General features: G+C 74.4%; 13 protein-coding genes. 10 read left to right on the top strand and 3 right to left on the bottom strand.

What is annotated here, in order from left to right:
• Nucleotides 1–17 precede the first annotated feature (17 nt).
• The gene (locus BS72_RS33915; RefSeq protein ID WP_078901290.1) at nt 18–383 is read left to right on the top strand and encodes a UBP-type zinc finger domain-containing protein; all 366 of its coding nucleotides are present in this window, start codon (nt 18–20) and stop codon (nt 381–383) included.
• A 94-nt stretch (nt 384–477) separates the two neighbouring features.
• Here BS72_RS33915 and BS72_RS10995 read toward each other — a convergent pair whose 3' ends face one another.
• Nucleotides 478–3,093, bottom strand: coding sequence for a bifunctional FO biosynthesis protein CofGH (locus BS72_RS10995; protein WP_037909015.1), 2,616 nt, complete (start codon nt 3,091–3,093; stop codon nt 478–480).
• A 180-nt stretch (nt 3,094–3,273) separates the two neighbouring features.
• Here BS72_RS10995 and BS72_RS10990 point away from each other — a divergent pair, with 180 nt between their 5' ends.
• The 3 genes from BS72_RS10990 to BS72_RS10980 all read left to right on the top strand — a co-directional run bounded on the left by BS72_RS10990 (nt 3,274) and on the right by BS72_RS10980 (nt 5,611).
• Nucleotides 3,274–4,257 carry a helix-turn-helix transcriptional regulator gene (locus BS72_RS10990; protein ID WP_063836051.1) on the top strand — a complete coding sequence of 328 codons (984 nt, stop codon included), beginning with the start codon at nt 3,274–3,276 and terminating at the stop codon, nt 4,255–4,257.
• A 187-nt stretch (nt 4,258–4,444) separates the two neighbouring features.
• Nucleotides 4,445–5,158, top strand: coding sequence for an SDR family NAD(P)-dependent oxidoreductase (locus BS72_RS10985; protein ID WP_037909010.1), 714 nt, complete (start codon nt 4,445–4,447; stop codon nt 5,156–5,158).
• A gap of 81 nt (nt 5,159–5,239) precedes the next feature.
• Nucleotides 5,240–5,611 carry a YybH family protein gene (locus BS72_RS10980; protein WP_037909007.1) on the top strand — a complete coding sequence of 124 codons (372 nt, stop codon included), beginning with the start codon at nt 5,240–5,242 and terminating at the stop codon, nt 5,609–5,611.
• A gap of 152 nt (nt 5,612–5,763) precedes the next feature.
• On the opposite strand, the gene BS72_RS39175 is transcribed toward BS72_RS10980, so the two are convergent.
• Nucleotides 5,764–10,041, bottom strand: coding sequence for a carboxypeptidase regulatory-like domain-containing protein (locus BS72_RS39175; protein WP_051950930.1), 4,278 nt, complete (start codon nt 10,039–10,041; stop codon nt 5,764–5,766).
• 479 nt (nt 10,042–10,520) lie between these two features.
• On the opposite strand from BS72_RS39175, the gene BS72_RS10970 reads away from it, so the two are divergent.
• Nucleotides 10,521–11,753, top strand: coding sequence for a cytochrome P450 (locus BS72_RS10970; RefSeq protein WP_037909005.1), 1,233 nt, complete (start codon nt 10,521–10,523; stop codon nt 11,751–11,753).
• Nucleotides 11,754–11,820: 67 nt separating this feature from the next.
• Nucleotides 11,821–12,018, top strand: coding sequence for a ferredoxin (locus BS72_RS10965; RefSeq protein ID WP_037909002.1), 198 nt, complete (start codon nt 11,821–11,823; stop codon nt 12,016–12,018).
• A 79-nt stretch (nt 12,019–12,097) separates the two neighbouring features.
• Here BS72_RS10965 and BS72_RS10960 read toward each other — a convergent pair whose 3' ends face one another.
• A complete protein-coding gene (locus BS72_RS10960) occupies nt 12,098–13,687 on the bottom strand; it encodes a class I adenylate-forming enzyme family protein (protein WP_107498732.1) in 1,590 nt (529 codons plus the stop codon).
• A gap of 257 nt (nt 13,688–13,944) precedes the next feature.
• On the opposite strand from BS72_RS10960, the gene BS72_RS10955 reads away from it, so the two are divergent.
• From BS72_RS10955 to BS72_RS10940, 4 genes are all read left to right on the top strand, one after another.
• Complete coding sequence (locus tag BS72_RS10955) at nt 13,945–15,573, top strand: NAD(P)-binding domain-containing protein (RefSeq protein ID WP_037908999.1); 1,629 nt, start codon at nt 13,945–13,947, stop codon at nt 15,571–15,573.
• A 158-nt stretch (nt 15,574–15,731) separates the two neighbouring features.
• Nucleotides 15,732–16,940, top strand: coding sequence for an alpha-hydroxy acid oxidase (locus BS72_RS10950; RefSeq protein WP_232792324.1), 1,209 nt, complete (start codon nt 15,732–15,734; stop codon nt 16,938–16,940).
• 27 nt (nt 16,941–16,967) lie between these two features.
• On the top strand, nt 16,968–18,434 hold the full coding sequence (locus tag BS72_RS10945; protein ID WP_037908997.1) for a cytochrome P450: 1,467 nt from the start codon (nt 16,968–16,970) through the stop codon (nt 18,432–18,434).
• Between the two features lie 177 nt (nt 18,435–18,611).
• Entirely contained in the window at nt 18,612–19,901 is a 1,290-nt protein-coding gene (locus tag BS72_RS10940; protein WP_037910057.1) for a cation:proton antiporter, read from the top strand.
• Nucleotides 19,902–20,076: the final 175 nt, after the last annotated feature.

Genomic DNA, 20,076 nt, shown 5'->3' with positions numbered 1-20,076 from the left:
AGTAGGGAGCCGTCGGCATGACCACACCGGACCGTCAGGGAAGCACGAACATCGATCCGTCGGTGCCGCCGAGCGGCACCGGCTGCGCGGACTGCGAGGCGAGCGGCGGCTGGTGGTTCCACCTGCGCCGCTGCGCGGCCTGCGGCCACGTCGGCTGCTGCGACTCCTCCCCGGCGCAGCACGCCAGCACCCACGCCGCGGGCAGCGGCCACGCCGTGGTGCAGAGCTTCGAACCCGGCGAGGAGTGGTTCTGGGACTACGCGCGGGCGCAGTACGTCGAGGACGGCCCGCGGCTGGCACCCCCGGAGAGCCACCCGGGCGACCAGTCCGTGCCGGGCCCGGCCGACCGGCTCCCGGCGGACTGGCGCACGAGGCTGCGCTGACGGCCGCGCCGGACCGACCCGCGGGCCGCACCGAACCGCCGCCGGAGGCCCCGGCCGGCCCGGCTGACGTGCCGCCGGTCCGGCCGGGGGCGCCTCAGCCGCCGAGCACCGGCAGCAGGCGCGGCAGGTGGCCGTCGGAGGCGAGCGCGGCCCGCACCCGCTCCTCGGGCACCGGGCCGTAGGTGGTGGTGCGCGGCCGGGCGGGCCGGCCGGCCGCCTCGGCGATGGCGGCGAGGTCGCGGACGGAGCGGTAGGAGCCGTAGGAGGAGCCGGCCATCCGCGAGATGGTCTCCTCCATCAGCGTGCCGCCCAGGTCGTTGGCGCCGCCGCGCAGCATCTCGGCGGCGCCTTCGGTGCCGAGCTTGACCCAGCTGGTCTGGATGTTGGGGATGTGCGGGTGCAGCAGCAGCCGCGCCATGGCGGTGACCGCGCGGTTGTCGCGGGTGGTCGGCCCGGGGCGGGCGATGCCGGCCAGGTAGACCGGCGCGTTGGTGTGGATGAACGGCAGCGTGACGAACTCGGTGAAGCCGCCGGTGCGCTGCTGGATCTCGGCCAGCAGCCGCAGGTGCCCCAGCCAGTGGTGGGGCTGGTCCACGTGCCCGTACATCATCGTGGACGAGGAGCGGATGCCGAGCTCGTGGGCGGTGGTGACCACCTCCACCCAGGTGGCGGTGGGGAGTTTGCCCTTGGTGAGCACCCACCGCACCTCGTCGTCGAGGATCTCGGCGGCGGTGCCCGGGATGGTGTCCAGGCCCGCCTCCTTCGCGGCGGTGAGCCATTCGCGGATCGACATGCCGGTACGGGAGGCGCCGTTGACGACCTCCATCGGCGAGAAGGCGTGGACGTGCATGCCGGGCACCCGGGCCTTCACGGCGCGGGCGATGTCGAAGTAGGCCGTGCCGGGCAGGTCCGGGTGGATGCCGCCCTGCATGCACACCTCCACCGCGCCGACCTCCCACGCCTGTTCGGCGCGGTCGGCGACCTGGTCGAGGGAGAGGGTGTAGGCGTCGGCGTCGGTGCGGCGCTGCGCGAAGGCGCAGAACCGGCAGCCGGTGTAGCAGACGTTGGTGAAGTTGATGTTGCGGGTGACGATGTAGGTGACGTCGTCGCCGACGGTGTCGCGGCGCACGTCGTCGGCGATCCGGCACAGCGTGTCCAGGGCGGGGCCGTCGGCGTGCAGGAGGGCGAGGGCCTGGTCGTCGGTGAGGCGCGTCGGGTCGTCGGCGGCGGTGCTCAGAGCCTGCCTGACGTCGGCGTCGACCCGGTCGGGCACCATGCCGGGGGCGGCCTGCTCGCGCAGTTCGGCCCAGTCGCCGTAGACCTCGTCGAAGTCGTCGCGGCGGTCGGCGGTGCGGCCGGTGGTGTCGATGGTGGCGTGCAGGTCGGTGCGGCCGGCCGCGCTGAAGGTGTCCTCGGGCTCCTGCCAGGGCAGGCCGGCGGGCCGGACGTCCTCCCGGGCGAGGCCCGTCTCCGGGTCGGCCAGGGCGGTGACGTGGGGCAGCAGCCTCGGGTCCAGCCAGGGTTCGCCGCGGCGGACGAACTCCGGGTAGATGGTGAGACGTTCCCGCAGGGTGAAGCCGGATTCGGCGGTGCGGGCGGCCAGTTCGTCGATCTGCGGCCAGGGCCGCTCGGGGTTGACGTGGTCGGGGGTGAGCGGGGAGACCCCGCCCCAGTCGTCGATGCCGGCGGCGAGGAAGCGGCCGTACTCGCCGTCGACGAGGTTGGGCGGGGCCTGGATGCGGGCGGCCGGGCCGAGTACGAGGCGGGCGACGGCGATGGCGGCTGCCAGTTCGTCCAGTTCGGCGTCGGGCATGCCGCGCATGGCGGTGTCCGGCTTGGCGCGGAAGTTCTGCACGATCACCTCCTGGACGCCGTGGTAGCGGCGTTGGGCGCGGCGGATCGCGAAGAGGGAGTCGGCGCGCTCCTCGTGCGTCTCGCCGATGCCGATGAGGATGCCGGTGGTGAAGGGCACGTTGGAGCGTCCCGCGTCCTCCAGCACGCGCAGCCGTACGGCGGGCTCCTTGTCCGGCGAGCCGTGGTGCGGGCCGCCGGGCTCGGACCACAGCCGGGTGGCGGTGGTCTCCAGCATCATCCCCATGGAGGGCGCGACCGGCTTGAGCCGCTGGAAGTCGGTCCAGGTGAGCACCCCGGGGTTGAGGTGCGGCAGCAGGCCGGTCTCCTCCAGTACCCGCACGGACATGGCCCGCACGTAGGCGAGGGTGTCGTCGTAGCCGTGCGCCTCCAGCCACTCGCGGGCCTCGGGCCACCGCTCCTCTGGGCGGTCGCCGAGGGTGAAAAGGGCTTCCTTGCAGCCGAGTTCCGCGCCCCGGCGGGCGATGTCGAGTACCTCGTCGGGCGACAGGAACATGCCGTGGCCCTCGCGGCGCAGTCTGCCGGGGACGGTGACGAAGGTGCAGTAGTGGCACCGGTCCCGGCACAGCCGGGTGAGGGGGATGAAGACCTTGCGGGAGTAGGTGATCACGCCGGGGCGGCCGGCGGCCTCCAGCCCCGCGTCGCGCACCCGCGCGGCGACCGCCGACAGCCGTTCCAGGTCGGCGCCCCGGGCCTGGAGCAGCACCGCGGCCTCGGCGGTGTCCAGCGCGACTCCCTCCTCGGCGCGGTGCAGCGCCCGGCGCATCGCGTTCGGGGAGGGAGCGGAGTGCGGGGCGCCCGCGGGCTCTTCGGAGGCAACGGGAGAAGGCGTCGTCATTGGTCGAGCATAAGCAGATGTGCCGGGGTGGTGGAGGCACGTCCCGACGCCCTCCGCCTCGTGCTCCGCGCGCCGGAGTGCCCGGACGGGCCAGACTGGACGGAATTCGTCCAGCAGTGTTCCCCGGCGGAATTGCGGGGTGCCGCGCGCTGTTCAGGTTGTGGAGGGGAGGTGGGCGGGGTGCTGGAGGTACTCGGGCTCGACCACGGTCAGGAGGCGGCCTACTTCGTGCTCCTGGAGGGCGTCCCGCTGGGGCGGGACGAGTTGGTCGCCCGGACCGCCCTGGAGCCGGAGACGGTCCGGGGTGCGCTGACCCGGCTGGAGGACCGGGGCTTGGTGTCGCGGCTGCCCGGGGAGCCGGCCCGGTGGACGGCGCTGCCTCCGGAACACGCCATCGAGGTGCTGCTGCTGGCCCGGGAGCGGGACATCCGCCGGGTTCGGGCGCTGTCCCAGTGGCTCGGTGAGAAGCACCGCAAGGGCCGGGTCGGGCAGGGCTCGGCCGGGCTGATCGAGGTGATCAACGGCCCGGAGGCGGTGGCCCGGTGCGGCCAGCAGCTGTTCACCAGCGTGGAGCGGGAGCTGCGCGGCGTCGACGCCCCGCCGTACGCGCTGGCCAGGGACGGCGCGGCGGTGAACTCCAGCAGGAACATGGCCTCACCGGGGGTGCGCAGCCGGTTCATCCACGGCCGGGAGAACCTGACCCGGCCGGGCACGATCCACCGGATCGAGCGGGACATGGCGCAGGGCGAGGAGATCCGGGTGCTGCCCCGGGCCCCGATGAAGCTCATCCTCGCGGACGGCCAGGCGGGCCTGATCCCCCTGGTGGCGACGCCTCAGGTGCTGGACTCCTGCATCCTGGTGCGCCCTTCGGCGCTGCTGGACGCCCTGTCGGAGCTGTTCGAGACGCTGTGGCAGCAGGCGCAGCCCTACGTGCCGGACGGCGGCGGGACGCAGGCCGAGGACGGGCCGACGCCCGACGAGCGGCGCATCCTGTCGCTGCTGGCGGTGGGGTTGTCGGACGAGGCGATAGCCCGGCAGCTGGGCATCGGCCTGCGCACGGTGCAGCGCCGGGTGCGGGCGCTGCTGCAGCGGCTGGGGGCGGCCAGCCGTTTCCAGGCCGGGGTGCTGGCCGCGGACCGGGGGTGGTGGCGCCCGCGGGACTGACCCCTCCGCGGCCGTCGGCGCCCTGCCCGGCGGGGTCGGACCCGCGCGAGTCGCCGACACCGGCCCCGCCGGTACGGGGCCGGCGTCCTCCGCGGCACCCCGGCGGCCGTCCCGGGCGGCACGCCACGACACACCGCCCGGTGCGCGCGCCGGGCGGCGGGGGCGGGGGCGGGGTGAGAATCCGGTCATGGACTCCCCGCAGAAGGTCGCCGTCATCACCGGAGCCTCACGAGGTATCGGCGCGGCCCTGGTCGCGGCCTACCGCTCGCTCGGCTACGCGGTCGCCGCGACCGCCCGGTCCCTCCAGGTGTCGGACGACCCCCAGGTGCTGGCCGTGCCCAGCGACGTGGCCGAGGCCGGCGCGGGCGCCCGGGTCGTCGGCGCGGCGGTGGAACGGTTCGGCCGCGTCGACACGCTGGTCAACGGCGCCGGGGTCTTCGTCGCCAAGCCGTTCACCGAGTACACCGACGCGGACTACGCGTCGGTGGTCGGGGTGAACCTGCGCGGCTTCTTCGCGTTCTCGCGCAGCGCGATCGCCGCGATGCTCTCCCGTGAGGGCGGCGGCCACGTCGTGAACATCTCGACCAGCCTGGTCGACAACGCGGACGCGCGGGTCACCGGCGGCCTCGCCTCCCTGACCAAGGGCGGTCTGAACGCGGTCACCCGATCGCTGGCGATCGAGTACGCCACCCGCGGCATCCGGGTGAACGCCGTCTCCCTCGGCGTGATCCGCGCCCCGACGCACCCGGCCGACCCCGGCGGCGCCCAGGCCGCCCTGCACCCGGTCCGGCGGATGGGCGAGGTCGACGACGTGGTCCGGGCCGTCCTCTACCTGGAGCAGGCCCCGTTCGTCACCGGCGAGATCTCCCACGTCGACGGCGGGCAGAGCGCGGGCCACTGAACAACCGGTCGGCCCTTGGCCGATCCCGTCCCGGGCACGGCGGTCCGCCCGCGCCCGCGTCCAGAACGACAGGAGAGCCCGATGACCGGCACGACGGACGACGAAGCGGTCCTGCGCGAGGTGCTCGACGCGTGGAAGGCGGGCGTCGACGCCCACGAACCGGAGCGGGTCGCCGCGCGCTTCACGGAGGACGCCATCTTCCAGGGGCTGCACCCCTACAGCGTCGGGCGGCAGGGCGTCGTCGCCTACTACGCCTCGCAGCCGCTGGGGATGACGGCCCGGTACGAGATCCTGGAGACGCGCCGGCTCGCCGACGACCTCCTGCTCGGATACCAGAGCGTGGTGTTCGCCTTCAGCGGGCGGCCGCCGCTGAACGTGAGCCTCGGGCTGCTGCTCAAGCGCCTCGCGGACGGCTGGTACATCGCCCACTACCAGGTGTCCAGCCTGCCCTGATCCGACCCCCGCGCCAGGCGGGAGCCGGACCGGCGGAGGCCGCTCGGGGCGTCCGTGACGAGGCGGTGTGCCCGGCACGGACGACCCTGGGGGGCCGGTGCCGGCGCGGGTCGCGCGCCGGCACCGGCAGGGCGGCACCGTGGGGGCTGCGCCTACGTCAGCGCGGCCAGCGTGAAGTCGGCGGTGACGGCACCTCCCCTGACGAGGGTGAGGGTGCGGGTGGCGGGCCGGTAGCCGTCGGCGGCGGTGATCACGGTGAGCTTGCCGTCCGAGACCGGACGCCACAGCCGGTAGCCGCCGTCCGCGCCGGTGGTGAGGGTGGTGTCGCCGTTCTTGCTGTCCACCTCGACGACGGCCCCGGGCAGCGGCGCCGTCCCGCCGTCCGGTGTCTGCCCGGTGACGGTGCCGGACAGCTCGCCCCAGCCGGCGGGGGCGGTCACCGACATCGTGAGCGGCACCGTCAGCGAGGCGTACGGGGTGTCGCTGTCGACGACGAGGGCGGCCCGGTGGTCCCCGTAGTCGGCGGCGCCCATCGCGGTGGCGTCGAAGGTGACCTTGACGGTGGTGGAGGCGCCGCCCTTGAGGGTGAACTTCTGCGCGCTCTCGGCGAGCCAGGGCACGTCCGCGTGCGGTGCGTCCCAACCGGGCAGTTGGAGGGCGCTGCCGAGGACCCCGCCCTCGGCGTTCTCGCCGCCGAGCACGTACCAGCCGGGCGCGGCCTGGCCGAGGATCTGCGGCTGCGGCAGGCCCGGCAGCGGGTTCCAGGCGTCGGCGGCCGGGTCGTAGGCGTACGTCTGCCCGGTCATCTCGCCGGTCGCCGAGCTGGCGCCGCCGGCGATCAGCAGGTCTCCGTCGGCGGCGGTGCCGGCCGCGCCCCAGAACGCGTCGGGGGCGTCGGCGACCTTGTGCCAGCTGCCGGTGGCGGTGTCGAGGCGGTAGGTGTGGCGGCTGTCCTGGACGCCGCCGTCGACGGGTTCGTAGGAGCCGCCGGCGCAGGTCAGCACGGAGTCGACGGTGCCGCAGGCGGCGTAGGAGACCGGTTCGGGGTAGGGCCGGCCGGTGCTCCAGGTGTCGGTGGCCGGGTCGTAGACCTGCACGTCGGTGGTGCCGCAGCCGACGGAGAAGTCGCAGCCGCCGATGACGTACAGCCTGCCGCCGGCGGTGCCGAAGGCCGAACCGCCGAAGCCCAGCGGCGCGTCGGCGATCTGCGCCCAGGTGTCGGTGGCCGGGTCGTAGACCTCGCCGCCGCGGATGCCGTGGCCGGACTCGTCGCGGCCGCCGACCACGTAGAGCTTGCCGCCGATGAAGCCGTAGGCGGGCGAGTCCCGCTTGGTGACCGGGGAGGCGAGCTGCCGCCAGGCCCCGGTGGCCTGGTCGTAGGCGCGGAAGTCGGTGGTCCAGCTGCCGTCGGAGCCGACGCCGAGGCCCTCGTAGAGGACGCCCTGGTCGGTGGCGGCGACACCGCCGAAGCTGGGTACGGCCAGATCGGTGAGGGTCTGCCAGCCCTGGGCCGGGGTGCCGGCGGCGGCGTGCGCGGTGAGGTCGGCGGTGGGTCCCTGCGGGGTGCTGTTCGCGGGGTCGCCGGACCGGGCGGCGGGCGCGTAGGCGGTGAGCGGGGTGAGCGTGGTGGGGGCGGTCACGGCCGGGGCGTTCCCGGTGCCGGCGGCCGAACCCGGCACGCTGGAGGGGAGGTTCTGCTCGCCGAGGGAGAAGGTGACCGGGGAGCCGCCGGTGTTGGTCAGGGTGAGGTTCGCGGTACGGCTGTCGCCCCAGGCCACGGAGGTGGACAGGGCGGTCTGCGCGGTGGCCAGCCGGCCCGGGTGGAGCGCGACGTCGGCCGTGACGGCCCGGTCGGCGGTCACGGTGGCCTTGGCGGTGGTGTCGGGGTAGCCGAAGGCGGGCAGCCCCGCGGTCAGGGTCTGCTTGCCGGTGCGGTCGGAGTACAGCCAGTACACGCCGTCGCCGACGGCCGGGTCGCCGGGGGAGGCGACGGCACGGGCGGTGGCGTCGGGTTCACCGCTGCCGCCGGGCACGGTCAGGACGGTGCCGGGGACGCCGGCGCCGGTGTTGGCGTCGGTGACCCGGCCGACGATCATGCCGCCGTGCAGGGCGGTGAGGGTCCGGGTGCCCACCGCGACGTCGTCGAGCTCCCAGATGCCGGTGAGGCTTCCGGTGAAGTGGAAGCGCAGCCGGACCGACGGGTCGCCGGCGTAGGCGTCCAGCGGCACGCTCTGGTACGAGGGGCCGGGCACGAGGTCCTCGTGGTGCCACACGGTGGTCCAGGAGGAGCCGCCGTCGGTGCTGACGTCGACGTCGGCGGTGGCGTCCAACAGCCGGTAGTCGGCGGGCAGGGCACTCGCGAAGTCCACTTCGGGGGTGCGTTCGGCGCTGAAGTCGTAGGCCGGGCTGATGAGTTCGGTGTCGACGGGGGACCAGCCGTCGGCAAAGTCGTCGACGATCGCGAACCGGCCGGTGCCGCCGGTCTGGTTGCCGCGGTTGAGCGGGTCGTCGAACTGCCAGCCGCCGGCCGGGGTGTTGTTCTTGACGGTCCAGCCCTGCGGGGTGGCGGCGGTGTCGAAGTGCTGCTGCCCGCCGCCGTGGTAGGTGATCTCGTAGCCGGCCGGCAGGGTGCCGGAGGTGTTCAGCTGCGGTACGAGGTCGACGCCGGTGAGCGCGGTGGCGCCGACCTGGACCTCGCGGGTGAGCGGCTGGTAGCCGGGCACCAGCGGGGTGACGTGCACGGTGTAGTCGCGGTTCATCGGGACGGTGAGCCGGTACGCGCCGGTGGCCGGGTCGCTGAAGGTCTGGCCGGGCACACCGTCGACGGTGACGCGGGCGTAGACGCCCCAGGCGTGGGCGCTGTCCTTGACGGTGCCCGAGACCGGTTCGGCCGGTATCGCGGTGAGGGTGATGTCCTCGGTGAGGTCGGTGCCGTCGGGCAGGTCCAGGGTGCCGAGGTCGTGGTCGGCGTAGCCGAAGGCCCCGGCGTGCGCCGGGTAGGAGCCGGCGGGCACGTCGATCCGGTAGGTGCCGTCGGAGCCGGTGGTGGTCTGGTGCCCGCCGATGTCGACGGCGGCCTGCGCCACGGGCTTGCCGGTGTCGGCGTCGGTGACGGTGCCGTGCACGGTGGCGTGCGGGCCGGGCCGGAAGGCGGCCAGGCCGTCGGGGGTGCCGAGACCGGTCGGGCCGTCGTAGCCGGCCTGGGCCGCGCACAGGTAGGACGGGTCGCAGCTCGGGGTCGTCCCGAAGCCGCACAGCGACGCGTCGGCGCAGCTGGCGTCGTCGCCGGTGGTCACGTCGTGCAGCGCCGAAGGGCTGTTGTACGGGTAGGAGTTGGGGTAGGTGCCGGAGACGGGCGCGCCGGCCAGCGCGTAGGTGCTGGTGATGATGGGGGCCGAGGCGCTGGTGCCGCCGTACACGTTCCAGCCGCCGTCGGAGAAGCTGTTGTAGACCGCGACGCCGGTGGCGGGGTCGGCCACGGCGCTGACGTCGGTGACGGTCCGACCGGGGCAGCCGGCGTCGGTCTGGAAGGCGGGCTTGGGCTCCGCGGAGGAGCAGCCCGAGGCGGGGGCGCCCCAGTGCGGTATGCCGGAGCCGTCGGTGACGGTGGAGTTCCACACCGACTCGGTCCAGCCGCGGGCGCTGGTGTCGCGGGTGAGGCTGGTGCCGCCCACGGAGGTCACGTAGGGGGACGCGGCGGGGTAGGTGGCGCCGTAGCCGTCGTCACCGGAGGAGAACACCAGCGCGGTGCCCGGGTGGTCGAAGTACGCCTCGTCGATGGCCGGTTCGGCCGGGTCGTCGACGTAGGCGCCGTAGGAGTTGGAGACGTAGCGGGCACCCAGGGCGACGGCGGTGTCCTCTGCGGTGCCGAGGTCGTCGGTGTTCGCGCTCGCGGCCTCGATCAGCAGGATGTGCGCCTCGGGGGCGACCGCGGAGACCATGTCCAGGTCCAGCGAGATCTCCCCGGCCCACCCCTCGTCGGCGGCGGGGTAGTCGGCGCCGCCGTGCTCGTCCACCTTGCGCAGGCAGCCGGACTCGGCGGTGCAGGCGGGCAGCCCGAACTGCTCGCGGTAGACGGCGAGATCGGCCTCGGCGGTGGGGTCGTCGAAGGCGTCGACGATCGCGATCGTGGCACCCTGGCCGCCGTCGGCGGGCAGGGCGTAGGCGGACAGCAGGTCGGCCGGGGACAGGCCGGCGGGCGCGGTGGCCTGGCCGGCGGTGTCGCGCTGCAGGCCGAGAGCGCGGCGGGTGTCGGTGCGGCGCAGCGCGAAGCAGGTGAAGGCGCCGGGCTTGGGGGTGCCGCACAGCGGTTCGGCGGCGGCGGCGGAACCGGCCTGGGAACCGGCCTTGGAACCGGCGGAGTTGGTGGCGGCGGTGGCACCGGTGGCAGCGGCCGTGGTGGGCGCCGGGGCCTGCGCGGGGCTGCCCACGCGTTGGCCGGCAGCAGCAGGGCGAAGCAGGCGAGCAGGGCGGTGACGGCGAAGGCGGCGAGAGAGGTCCTCGCACGCGGTCTGGGAACACCCCCGGAAGGACGCGGGGCGAGCGGGGATACGGCGGGCAAGGGTCATCTCCCGTGGGTGGTGAGGCTGACGACCTCAGGGCGGCCCGTGGTGTCGGGCGGACGCGATGTGACTCAAGATCCCCATGGGCCGCCCCGGGGTCAACGCGGCGCCCTGGCGGTTTACCGCCGTGTCGGGTTCACGCCCCGCTGCCGGATCGGCGCGGCGGCCGGGGTCGGGTTCGGGCCAGATTCCGGCACGGCCCGGATTCGGCCTTCCGTCGGCACGGAGGGTCAACTAACGTGATCAACTGGTTAGTTGCCTACAGCATCTACTGCTGGGAGCATCGACCCCAACCACCTCGGGTACCTCTTCGGCACCTTCCGTACTGCTTCGGAGGAGAGTCCGCCATGACCACAGCCGCGCACCCGTCCGCTCCCCTGACCGTCCCCGCCGCGCGCGGGGGCTGCCCCTTCGACCCCCCGCCCGCGTACGAACAGGCCCGCGACGAGCAGGCGTTGAGCCGCGTCCAGCTGTGGGACGGGTCCACGTGCTGGATGGTCACCCGGCACGCGGACATCCGCTCCGTGCTGCGCGACCAGCGGTTCAGCGCGGACGCGTCCCGGCCCGGCTTCCCGTTCCTGTCGGCCGGACGGCGGGCGCTGACCACCGACCTACCCACCTTCATCCGGATGGACGACCCGGCGCACGCCCGGCTCCGCCGCATGCTCACCGCCGACTTCATGATCCGCAAGGTGGCCGCGATGCGCCCGGCCGTGCAGGCGGTGGCCGACGACCTGCTGGACCGGATGACGGCCGGCCCCGGCCGAACCGCCGACCTGGTCGCCGAGTTCGCGCTGCCGCTGCCGTCGGTCGTCATCTGCCTGCTCCTCGGCGTCCCCTACGCCGAGCACGCGTTCTTCCAGGAGTGCAGCTCCACGATGCTCCGCACCGACGCGCCGCCCGAGGAGGTGAGCGGCGCCCAGAAGCGGCTGCTGGACTTCCTGACCGGACTCGCCCGCGCCAAGCGTTCCGCACCGGACGACGACATCATCAGCCGCCTGGTCGCGCAGGGCGAGCTGGACGACGAGGAGATCGCCTCGATGGGCCGGCTGCTGCTGGTCGCCGGGCACGAGACCACCGCGAACATGACCTCGCTGTCGGTGCTGGCGATGCTGCGCGAGCCCGCCCAGGCCGAGCGGCTGCGCCAGGCGGCCCGGCAGGACGCCGAGGGCGACGGCACCGCGCTGGACACCGCGGTGGAGGAGCTGCTGCGCTACCTGACCGTGGTGCACAGCGGCCTCTCGCGGGTCGCCGTGGAGGACGTCGAGGTCGGCGGCACGCTGGTGCGGGCCGGCGAGGGCGTGCTGTGCATGCTCGGCACCGGCAACCGCGACGAGGCGGCCTTCCCCGACGGCGACCAGCTGGACCTCGAACGGCCGGGCGCCCGGCGGCACCTGGCGTTCGGCTTCGGCGTCCACCAGTGCCTGGGCCAGCCGCTGGCCCGGCTCGAACTGCGGGTGGCGCTGCCCGCCGTCCTGGACCGGCTGCCGGGCCTGCGGCTGGCCGTCCCGTTCGAGGACCTCCGCTTCCGGCACGAGATGGCCGTCTACGGCCTGCACGAGCTGCCGGTCGCCTGGTGACGGCGAGCCGCCCGCCCCGCCCCCGTCCGTCCCGCCCCGCCCCGTCCCCACCCGGAAGGAACCAACCGTGCGAGTGAACGTCGACCAGGACCGGTGCTGCGGCTCGGGCATGTGCGTGCTGACCGCGCCCGGCGTCTTCGACCAGCGCGACACCGACGGGATCGTCGTGCTGCTCGCCGAGCGCCCGCCCGAGGACGCGTGGCGGGACGTCCGCGACGCGGAGTCCGGCTGCCCGTCGCAGGCGATCGAGGTCACGGAGGAGTAGCGCCCTCGCGGGGGGCGGTCCGCTCCGGGCCGCCCCCGCGAAGCCCCGCCCGCCGGGGAGGGCGCGGGGTTCCGCGCCGCTACGGCCGCCGCGCGGCGGTGACCCGGGCCAGCAGCGCCTGCTTGTCCGGCTTGCCACCGGGCGCGGTCGGCACCGCGTCGATCAGGGTGACGCTCGCCGGTACGGGGCCGTCCCCGAGCTCGGCGCGGACGGCGGCGCGCAGTTCGGCCGGGTCCGGGGTACGTCCGGGGACCGGCACGACGAAGGCGTGCGGGGCCTCGCCGGTGCGCTCGTCCGGGGCGGCGACGACGTACGCCTGGTCCACGTCCGGATGGGTGGCGAGCGCGGCCTCGATCGCTCCGGAGTAGTAGAGGATCGCGTTGACGAAGACCACCTCGCGGGCCCGTCCGAGCAGCCGCAGGAAGCCGTCGTCGCGCAGGGTCGCCAGGTCGCGGGTCCTGATCCAGCCGTCGCGCAGCACCTCGCGGGTCGGCTCGGGCTCCCGCCAGTACCCGGCCATCTGGCCGCCGGTGCGCACCCAGACCTCGCCGGGGGTCCCCGGCGGCACCGGACGCCCTTCGGGGTCCCGCAGGCTGAGCCCGGCGTCGGCCAGCGGGCGGCCCACCGCGTCGAGCACGCCGGCCCCGTGGGCGGCGATGTCGGCGGGGGTGAGCAGGGCGAGCATGCCGGTCTCGGTCTGGCCGTAGCCCTGGTACACCGCGGTGCCGAGGAGCTCCACGGCCTCGGCGAGCCGGTGCGGCGGCAGCGGGGAGCCGGCCACCAGCAGCGCCCGCAGCGAGGAGGTGTCGACGTCCCGCTCGCGGAGCGCGTCGAGCGCCTGGTAGAGGCGTGGCACCGTGCACAGGCAGCCGGTGATCCGGTGGCGCGCCCAGGTCTGCGGGAAGGAGACGGGCGCCTCGGGGATGACGGCGGTGCCGCCGCCGAGCAGGCACAGCGCGAGGTGTTCGAGCATCACGGCGCTGCTGAGGGTCCCGAAGAGCAGGAACCGGCGGTATCCGGAGGCCAGTTCGCGGGCCGTCGCGGACCACCGCTCGGCGGGCTGCCAGGACCAGTGGCGGCTGAGGGCCTCGTAGGTCTGCGCGCAGCCCTTGGGGCGGCCGGTGCTGCCGCTGGTCAGCGTGACGAGGCCGATGTCGTCCGGGCGGCCGTGCGGGAGGAGTTCGGGCGCGCAGGCCAGCTCCGCGAGGGCGTCCGGTGCCGGCTCCGCCGCGGCGCCGCCCGTGGCCCCTTCCGTGCCCAGCACGTCGCGCGCGAGGTCGAGCACGGTCGGGCCGGCGGCCTTGGCGGCGGCGGTCAGCGCTTCGTCCGAGGTGGAGGGGTCGGTGACGAGCACGTCCACTGCGTCGGCCAGTACGGCACGGAGTTGGTGGTACGTCAGGCCCGGACGCAGTCCGACGACACGGCAGCCGAGCAGGTGCGCCGCGATCTGGGCGGCGAAAGCCCCGGGCGTGACGGAGGTGGCGACAGCCACCGCGCCGCCCGGCCGGAGGCCGGCCGCACGCAGCCCCCGCACGGCGTCGCGCACCAGCCCGAGCACGGCCGCCCGGGTCACCGGGCGCGACCGGAACTCGAAGGCCGGTGCGTCCGGTTCGCACAGAAAGGCGTCGACCAGGGGGCGCGGGAACACCGGTCGGGTGGGAACGGCCACGTTTGTCCATCCATTCGCGACGGCCGCCGGAGTCGGTTTCCGGCCGCGTGAATCGCGCCGTCCGAGGGGGCGTTTTCACGGAGGAACGGCGCACGGCGAGGGGCCGCCGGTCGGCCCGAGCCGCCTGGGAAGTTATCCGGAGGCAGGGTTCGACAATCCACCGAAGAGCTGTGACATGGATCACTTTCCCACCCCTGGATACCTTTTTGAATCCTCAACTAGGGTGTCCGGCATCGTGTCCGAGTCCGGGAGGTCTGATGTCCGCGGAAGAACGGATCGACTACTTGGTGGTAGGCGCAGGACCAGCGGGAATCCAAGCCGGCTATTACCTGGAGCGGGCCGGCCGGAATTACCTGGTGGTGGAGGCCGGGGAATCCCCGGGAACCTTCTTCCGCACCTACCCCCGGCACCGGCAGCTGATCTCCATCAACAAGGTGCACACCGGTTGGGACGATCCGGAGCTCAACCTGCGGATGGACTGGAACTCGCTGCTCTCCGAGGAGGGCGCCCCGCTGTTCACCGCCGTCACCCCGCGGTACTTCCCGCCGGCCGACGCCATGCCGGAGTACCTGGGAGACTTCGCCGCCGCTCACGGAATCCGCATCAGGTTCAACACCCGCATCGACAGGATCAGCCGCGAGACCTCCGGGACGGCCTCCGGCGACCCCGCGGAGCGCGGCGACTTCCTGGCGCACACCGCCGACGGGACCGTGCTGCGGGCCCGCCGGATCATCGCGGCCACCGGCGTGACGCGGCCGTACATCCCGCCGTTCGAGGGCGCGGAGCTCGCCGAGCCCTACACCGAGGTGTCCGTCGACCCTGCGGAGTTCACCGGCAAGCGGGTCCTGGTGATCGGTCGCGGGAATTCCGCCTTCGAAACGGCGGACAACCTCGTGGAGAATGCGGCGGTCATCCACGTGGCCGGCCCGGGTTCACTGCGCCTCGCCTGGCAGACACATTTCGTGGGACACCTCCGAGCGGTCAACAACAACTTCCTCGACACCTACCAGTTGAAGTCGCAGAACGCGATACTGGACGGCGACATCCAGTACGTCAAAAGGGCCGCCGACGGAACCTACCGGGTCGCCGTCAAATTCTCACGGGTCGCCGAGGTGGTCAAGGAGATTCCTTACGACAGGGTTGTCCTTGCCACCGGTTTCCGTTTCGACGCCTCGATCTTCGACGACAGCTGCCGGCCCGAGCTGACGATCAAGGACCGCTTCCCGGCCCAGACCCCGGCGTGGGAGTCGGCGAACGTACCCGACCTGTACTTCGCGGGCACGATCACCCAGGTACGCGACTTCAAGAGGTCCACCAGCGGCTTCATCCACGGGTTCCGCTACGGCGTGCGCGCACTGCACCGCATTCTCGAACAGCGCTACCACGACCGGAGTTGGCCCCGGGATGAGGTGGCCCCGGGCCCCGAGGCGGTGGCGGACGCGGTGCTCGCCCGGGTCAACCGCACCTCGGCGCTGTGGCAGTTGTTCGGCTTCCTCGCCGACACCGTCGTCCTCGGCTCCGACGGTACGGTCGGCCACCACCCGGAGGTGCCGCTGGACCATCTCCACCAGGCCGTGCGGAAGGGGGAGTTCGGCCCTGTCGACCGCTACCTGACCGTCAGCCTGGAGTACGGGGCGGACCACGACAAGGTGAACCCGTTCGACGTGTCGGTGGTCCGGGTGTCGCAGCAGTCCACCGGCGGGCTCGACGGCCGCTACCTGCACCCGGTGGTACGGCTGTTCCGCGACGGCACGCTGCTCGCCGAGCACCACGTCACGGAGAACCTGGAGAACGAGTGGGACAGCGAACTCGTCCACCGGGCACCGCTGGTCCGCTTCCTCGCCGAGCACGGCTTCCCGGCGGCACCCGCGCCGGGGGCGGCGTGACGGAGCGGGCCGTCCCGGCGGCGACGCGCTCGCCGGAGCGGGGCTGCCCGGACCCCGCCGCGGCCGGACCGGCGCCGGACCCCGCGGCTGGAGCCCCTGGCCGGGGGCCCGCCGAGGGTCCCGGCCGCACCGCGGGCCCGGCGCCGGGGCCACTGGACGTGCTGCGGGAGGCGGCCGCGGCCCGGCTCGACCCGGTGTACCGGGACTTCTACGAGGGCGGCGCCGGCCGGGAGACGGCCCTGGCCGACAACGAGGCGGCCTTCCGCCGGCTGGCCCTGCTGCCCCGGGTGCTGCGCGGCTCGGGTCCGGCCACCACCGCCGTCGACCTGCCCGGGGCGCCGGGGGCGCTGCCGGTGGTGGTCGCCCCGACCGCCTTCCACCGGCTGGCCCACCCCGCCGGCGAGCCGGCCACCGCCCGGGCCGCGGCCGCGGCCGGCGCGGTCATGGTCACCTCGATGGCCTCGACCACGGCGGTCGGCGAGGTGGCCGCCGCCGCTCGCTCGGTGCGGCCGACGGCCCCCGTGTGGTTCCAGCTCTACCTCCAGCCGGAGGAACGGGTCATCCGGGAGCTGGTGCGGCGGGCGGAGGCGGCAGGCTGCACGGCGCTGGTGGTGACCGCCGACTCGCCCGTCTTCGGCCGCCGGCCGCGCGACGACCGCAACGGCTTCCACGACCTGCCGCCCGGCCACGCCGCCGAGAACATGCGCGGCCTGCCCGGCGGCCCGCCCGGCGGCACCCGGCCGATCGCGATGTCCCCCGCGCTGTCCTGGGCCGACCTGCGCGCGCTGCGGGCCATGACGGCGCTGCCGGTGCTGGTCAAGGGCGTGCTCCACCCGGCGGACGCCCGGATCGCGGTGGACGAGGGCGCCGCCGGGGTCATCGTCTCCAACCACGGCGGGCGCCAACTCGACGCGGCTCCCGCGTCGTTGGACGCGCTTCCGGCGGTCGCCGACGCGGTGGCGGGACGGGTGCCGGTACTCCTCGACGGCGGGGTGCGCTCCGGCGCCGACGTGGCCACCGCCCTGGCGCTGGGCGCCACCGCGGTCGGAGTGGGCCGACCGGTGCTGTGGGGCCTGGCCGCCGAGGGCGAACGGGGTGTGGCCCGGGTGCTGGAGGCGCTGCGCGACGAGACCGCGCACGTCCTCACCCTGTGCGGGGCACCGGACTGCGCGGGCCTGAGCCGCGACCAGGTGGTGGCCCGGGCGCCGCGGCCCGCCGCGGTGGACCCGCCTGGGACGTCGACGGCGTTGCCCCGTAAGGCCGTTGACGGTTGGACGTCCAGGGGAGGGGCGGCCTCGCCGGCCACTCCGAGCCGGACGAGGACGACCGGCACGAACCGATCGTGCGGGAGGCGAACGGAGGGGTGAGGTGCGCAACGGAGACCGGGAGAAGGCATGGTGACGAAGCGTCTGGCGGACGCCGCGCCGGGCGGACCGCGCGCCGCGGCGGGCGCCGCCGCGCTGGCGGCGGCGCTGTCCAGCCCGTACTGGCTCCCCCGGGCCCTGGTCGCCCTGCGCGGACGGGTGTTCGCGGCCGTCAACGGACCCGAGGGGGTGATCGTTCCCAACGACCGTGTGGGCCCCGAGGGGTTCGAGCGGCTGTACGCCCATCCCGCCGCGAACGGCCGCAGCCGGGGCGCCGGCCTGTCGGACCTGTTCTGGTACTGGCTCTCCCCCGGCCCGGAGGTCCACCAGGAGCATCTGGAACCCGGGCCGCGCTACGACGCCGTGGCCCGCACCACCCTGGCCGTACTCGGCGGCAGCAGCGCCGAGTTGTCCGCGCGGGCCGCCGCCTGTGCCGCGCGGGTCCTGGACGAGGAGGTGCCCGGGAGCCTGTCGGTGGTACGGCTGCGCGACCTGATGATGCCGGTGTGGGCGGAGTTCTTCCACGAGCTGGTCTTCCGCGAGCCGTGTCCCCGCGAGGTGCGGGACCTGATCACCGGCAACGCCAGGGACGTCGTCGACTCGCTGAAGAACACCCGGCTGCGCCACATGGGGCGGCGCACCCGGCTCACCCGCTACCTGCTGGGCCGGCTGGCCGCGGGCGAGGTGCCGCACGAGCTTCCGGCCGAGCTGTCCGACGACCTGGACAAGGCGCACTACCTCCAGGGCACCTTCTTCAACACCGCCGTGGTCCAGATGTCGGAGGCCATGGCGCACCTGCTGCTGGCGCTCGCCCAGCACCCGGACGTACAGCGGCGGGCGGCCGCCGAGGCTTGGGACGGCCGCTACCTCGGCCACGTGCTGAACGAGGCGCTGCGCCGCTACCCCCTCTTCGGCATCGCGCACCGGATCACCACCGCCGACATCGACCTCGGCGACGGAACGGCGTATCCGGCCGGCACCGTGCTCTGCTTCGACTACCCCGCCTTCCACGCCACCGGCGTCACCGACCCCGAGGTCTTCGACCCGGACCGGTGGGAGCACATCACGGCGAAGGACGCCCACCACATCCCCTTCGGGGTCGCCGCGAACCGCTCCTGCCCTGCCTGGCGGCTGGCGCCCCTGGTGATGCGGGCGGCCACCGGGGAGGTGCTGGGCCGCTTCGTCCTCCGCTCCCCCGTCTCCCACACACGGTCCCTTCCGAACCGGGCGCCCTGCGTCCTGATCCGTCGCGGAAGGCGCCGTCCGCGCACCCGGCCGGCCGCGCTGCTGGTCCTGCTGCGGGTGCGCGACCGCTGGGAGGACGTGGGCCGCAGCCTCCTCCAACTCGGCTTCGGCACCTGGATGGTGGCGGACGCCCGGCGGCAGCGGCTGGCCTCGTCCTACTTCGCCCGCCACGACAGCCAGGGCCGTCCGAGGGCGTCCACCGGGGGAGACGGCACCGCCGGCTCCCCCGCCCACTGCCCCCACCACCGCTGACCGGCCGCGCCGACCCGCCGGCCGCACCGACCGGCACCACCCGCGCAACCGGCCGGGGCCGCCGCACCCGCGGCACCTCCACGCGCCGTGAACCGGCCACGGCCCCACCGGCACCGGGCCGTAGCCCGGCACCGCGCCCACACCGCCGCGCCGCTCCCCTCCGAAGGGCTGTCGATCGTGTCCACGACCGAACTCGGTACCGCCTTCCTGCTCGCCACCGTCGCCATCCTGCTCGTCTGCCGCGCCGTCGCGCTGTTACTGCGTCCACTGGGACAGCCCCCGGTGGTCGCCGAGATGCTCGCCGGAGTGCTGCTCGGCCCGTCCGTCCTCGGACTGCTGCTGCCGTCGGCCGAACACCACCTCTTCCCGGCGCAGATGCGCCCGATGCTCTACGTCACGGGGCAGTTGGGCCTGACGCTGTTCATGTTCCAGACCGGCTACGAGTTCCGCCTCGACCGGTCCGGGAAGGTCGCCCGCTCGGCGGTGGTCGTCTCGGCGTTCGGCAGCGTGACGCCCCTGCTGCTGGGCTGCGCACTGGCATGGGCCGCGCACGGCTCGGTGAACGCCGCGCCGCCCGGCGTGCCGGTGCACGTGCTCGTCGCGTTCGTCGGCGTCACCCTGGCCATCACCGCCTTCCCGATGCTGGCCCGCATCATCACCGAGAACGGCCTGGGCGCCACCGCCTTCGGCCGCATCTCGCTGGCGGCCGGCGCCATCGACGACGTGGTCGCGTGGGTGCTGCTGGCGGCGGTGGTCAGCATGGCGCGGGGCACGTCGGGCACCATCGTGCTGGCGCTCGCCGGCGGGGTCGGGCTCGTGGCGGCCCTCACGCTGCTGTTCCGCCTGCGCGCGCCGCTGCTGGAGGCGGCGGACCGGCTCAGTCCCCCGCAGCTCCAGCTCGTCCTGCTGATCGCCCTCTGCCTGGCCGCCTGGTACACCGACCGGATCGGGCTGTACGCGGTCTTCGGCGCGTTCAGCCTGGGAGTGGCCATGCCGAAGGGGCCCAGGATCGACGAGGCGGTGGCGGCCACCGAACCGCTGTCCCGGACGCTGCTGCTGCCCCTGTTCTTCACCTACTCCGGTCTCAACACCGACACCGGGCTGCTCGGCGATCCGGCCCTGCTGCTCTTCGCGGCCGGCTGCACGGTGGTCGCGGTGGTGGGGAAGTTCGGCGCCTGCTGGGCGGCGTCACGGGCGGCCGGCCAGTCCCAGGCCGTGGCCCTGCGGATCGGCGTGCTGATGAACGCCCGCGGGCTCATGCAGCTCATCGCGATCAACGTCGGCCTGTCGGAGGGCATCGTCACCCGGTCGATGTTCACCGTCCTGGTGGTCGTCGCGGTGGTGACGACGGTCATGGCCACGCCCCTGCTGCGGCTGTTCGACCGGCTCGACGGCGGCATCCCCGACGCGCCGGAGGGCAGTCGGCCCGGCCTCCCGGAGGGCCAGCCGGCGGGCAGCGCTTCGTAGCACGGCTCGCTACCGGTCGGAGCGTGCCAGGAGCCGAACCCGGACAGGTCCCAGTGTCGCGACCGGCGCGGTTCGCCCGGTGGCGAGGTGTCCTGGTGCGGTCGGCCGCAAGGCGCCGACCCGGCCTCGTAGCGGGCCTGCTCGGCCGGTACGGCAACGCGGCGGACGGCCGTGC

Origin of the sequence: Actinacidiphila yeochonensis CN732, assembly GCF_000745345.1 — a bacterium.
Taxonomy (GTDB): Bacteria; Actinomycetota; Actinomycetes; order Streptomycetales; family Streptomycetaceae; genus Actinacidiphila; species Actinacidiphila yeochonensis.
Note: the sequence above shows the minus strand (reverse complement) of the source record. Positions and strands in the feature narration are given on the sequence as shown.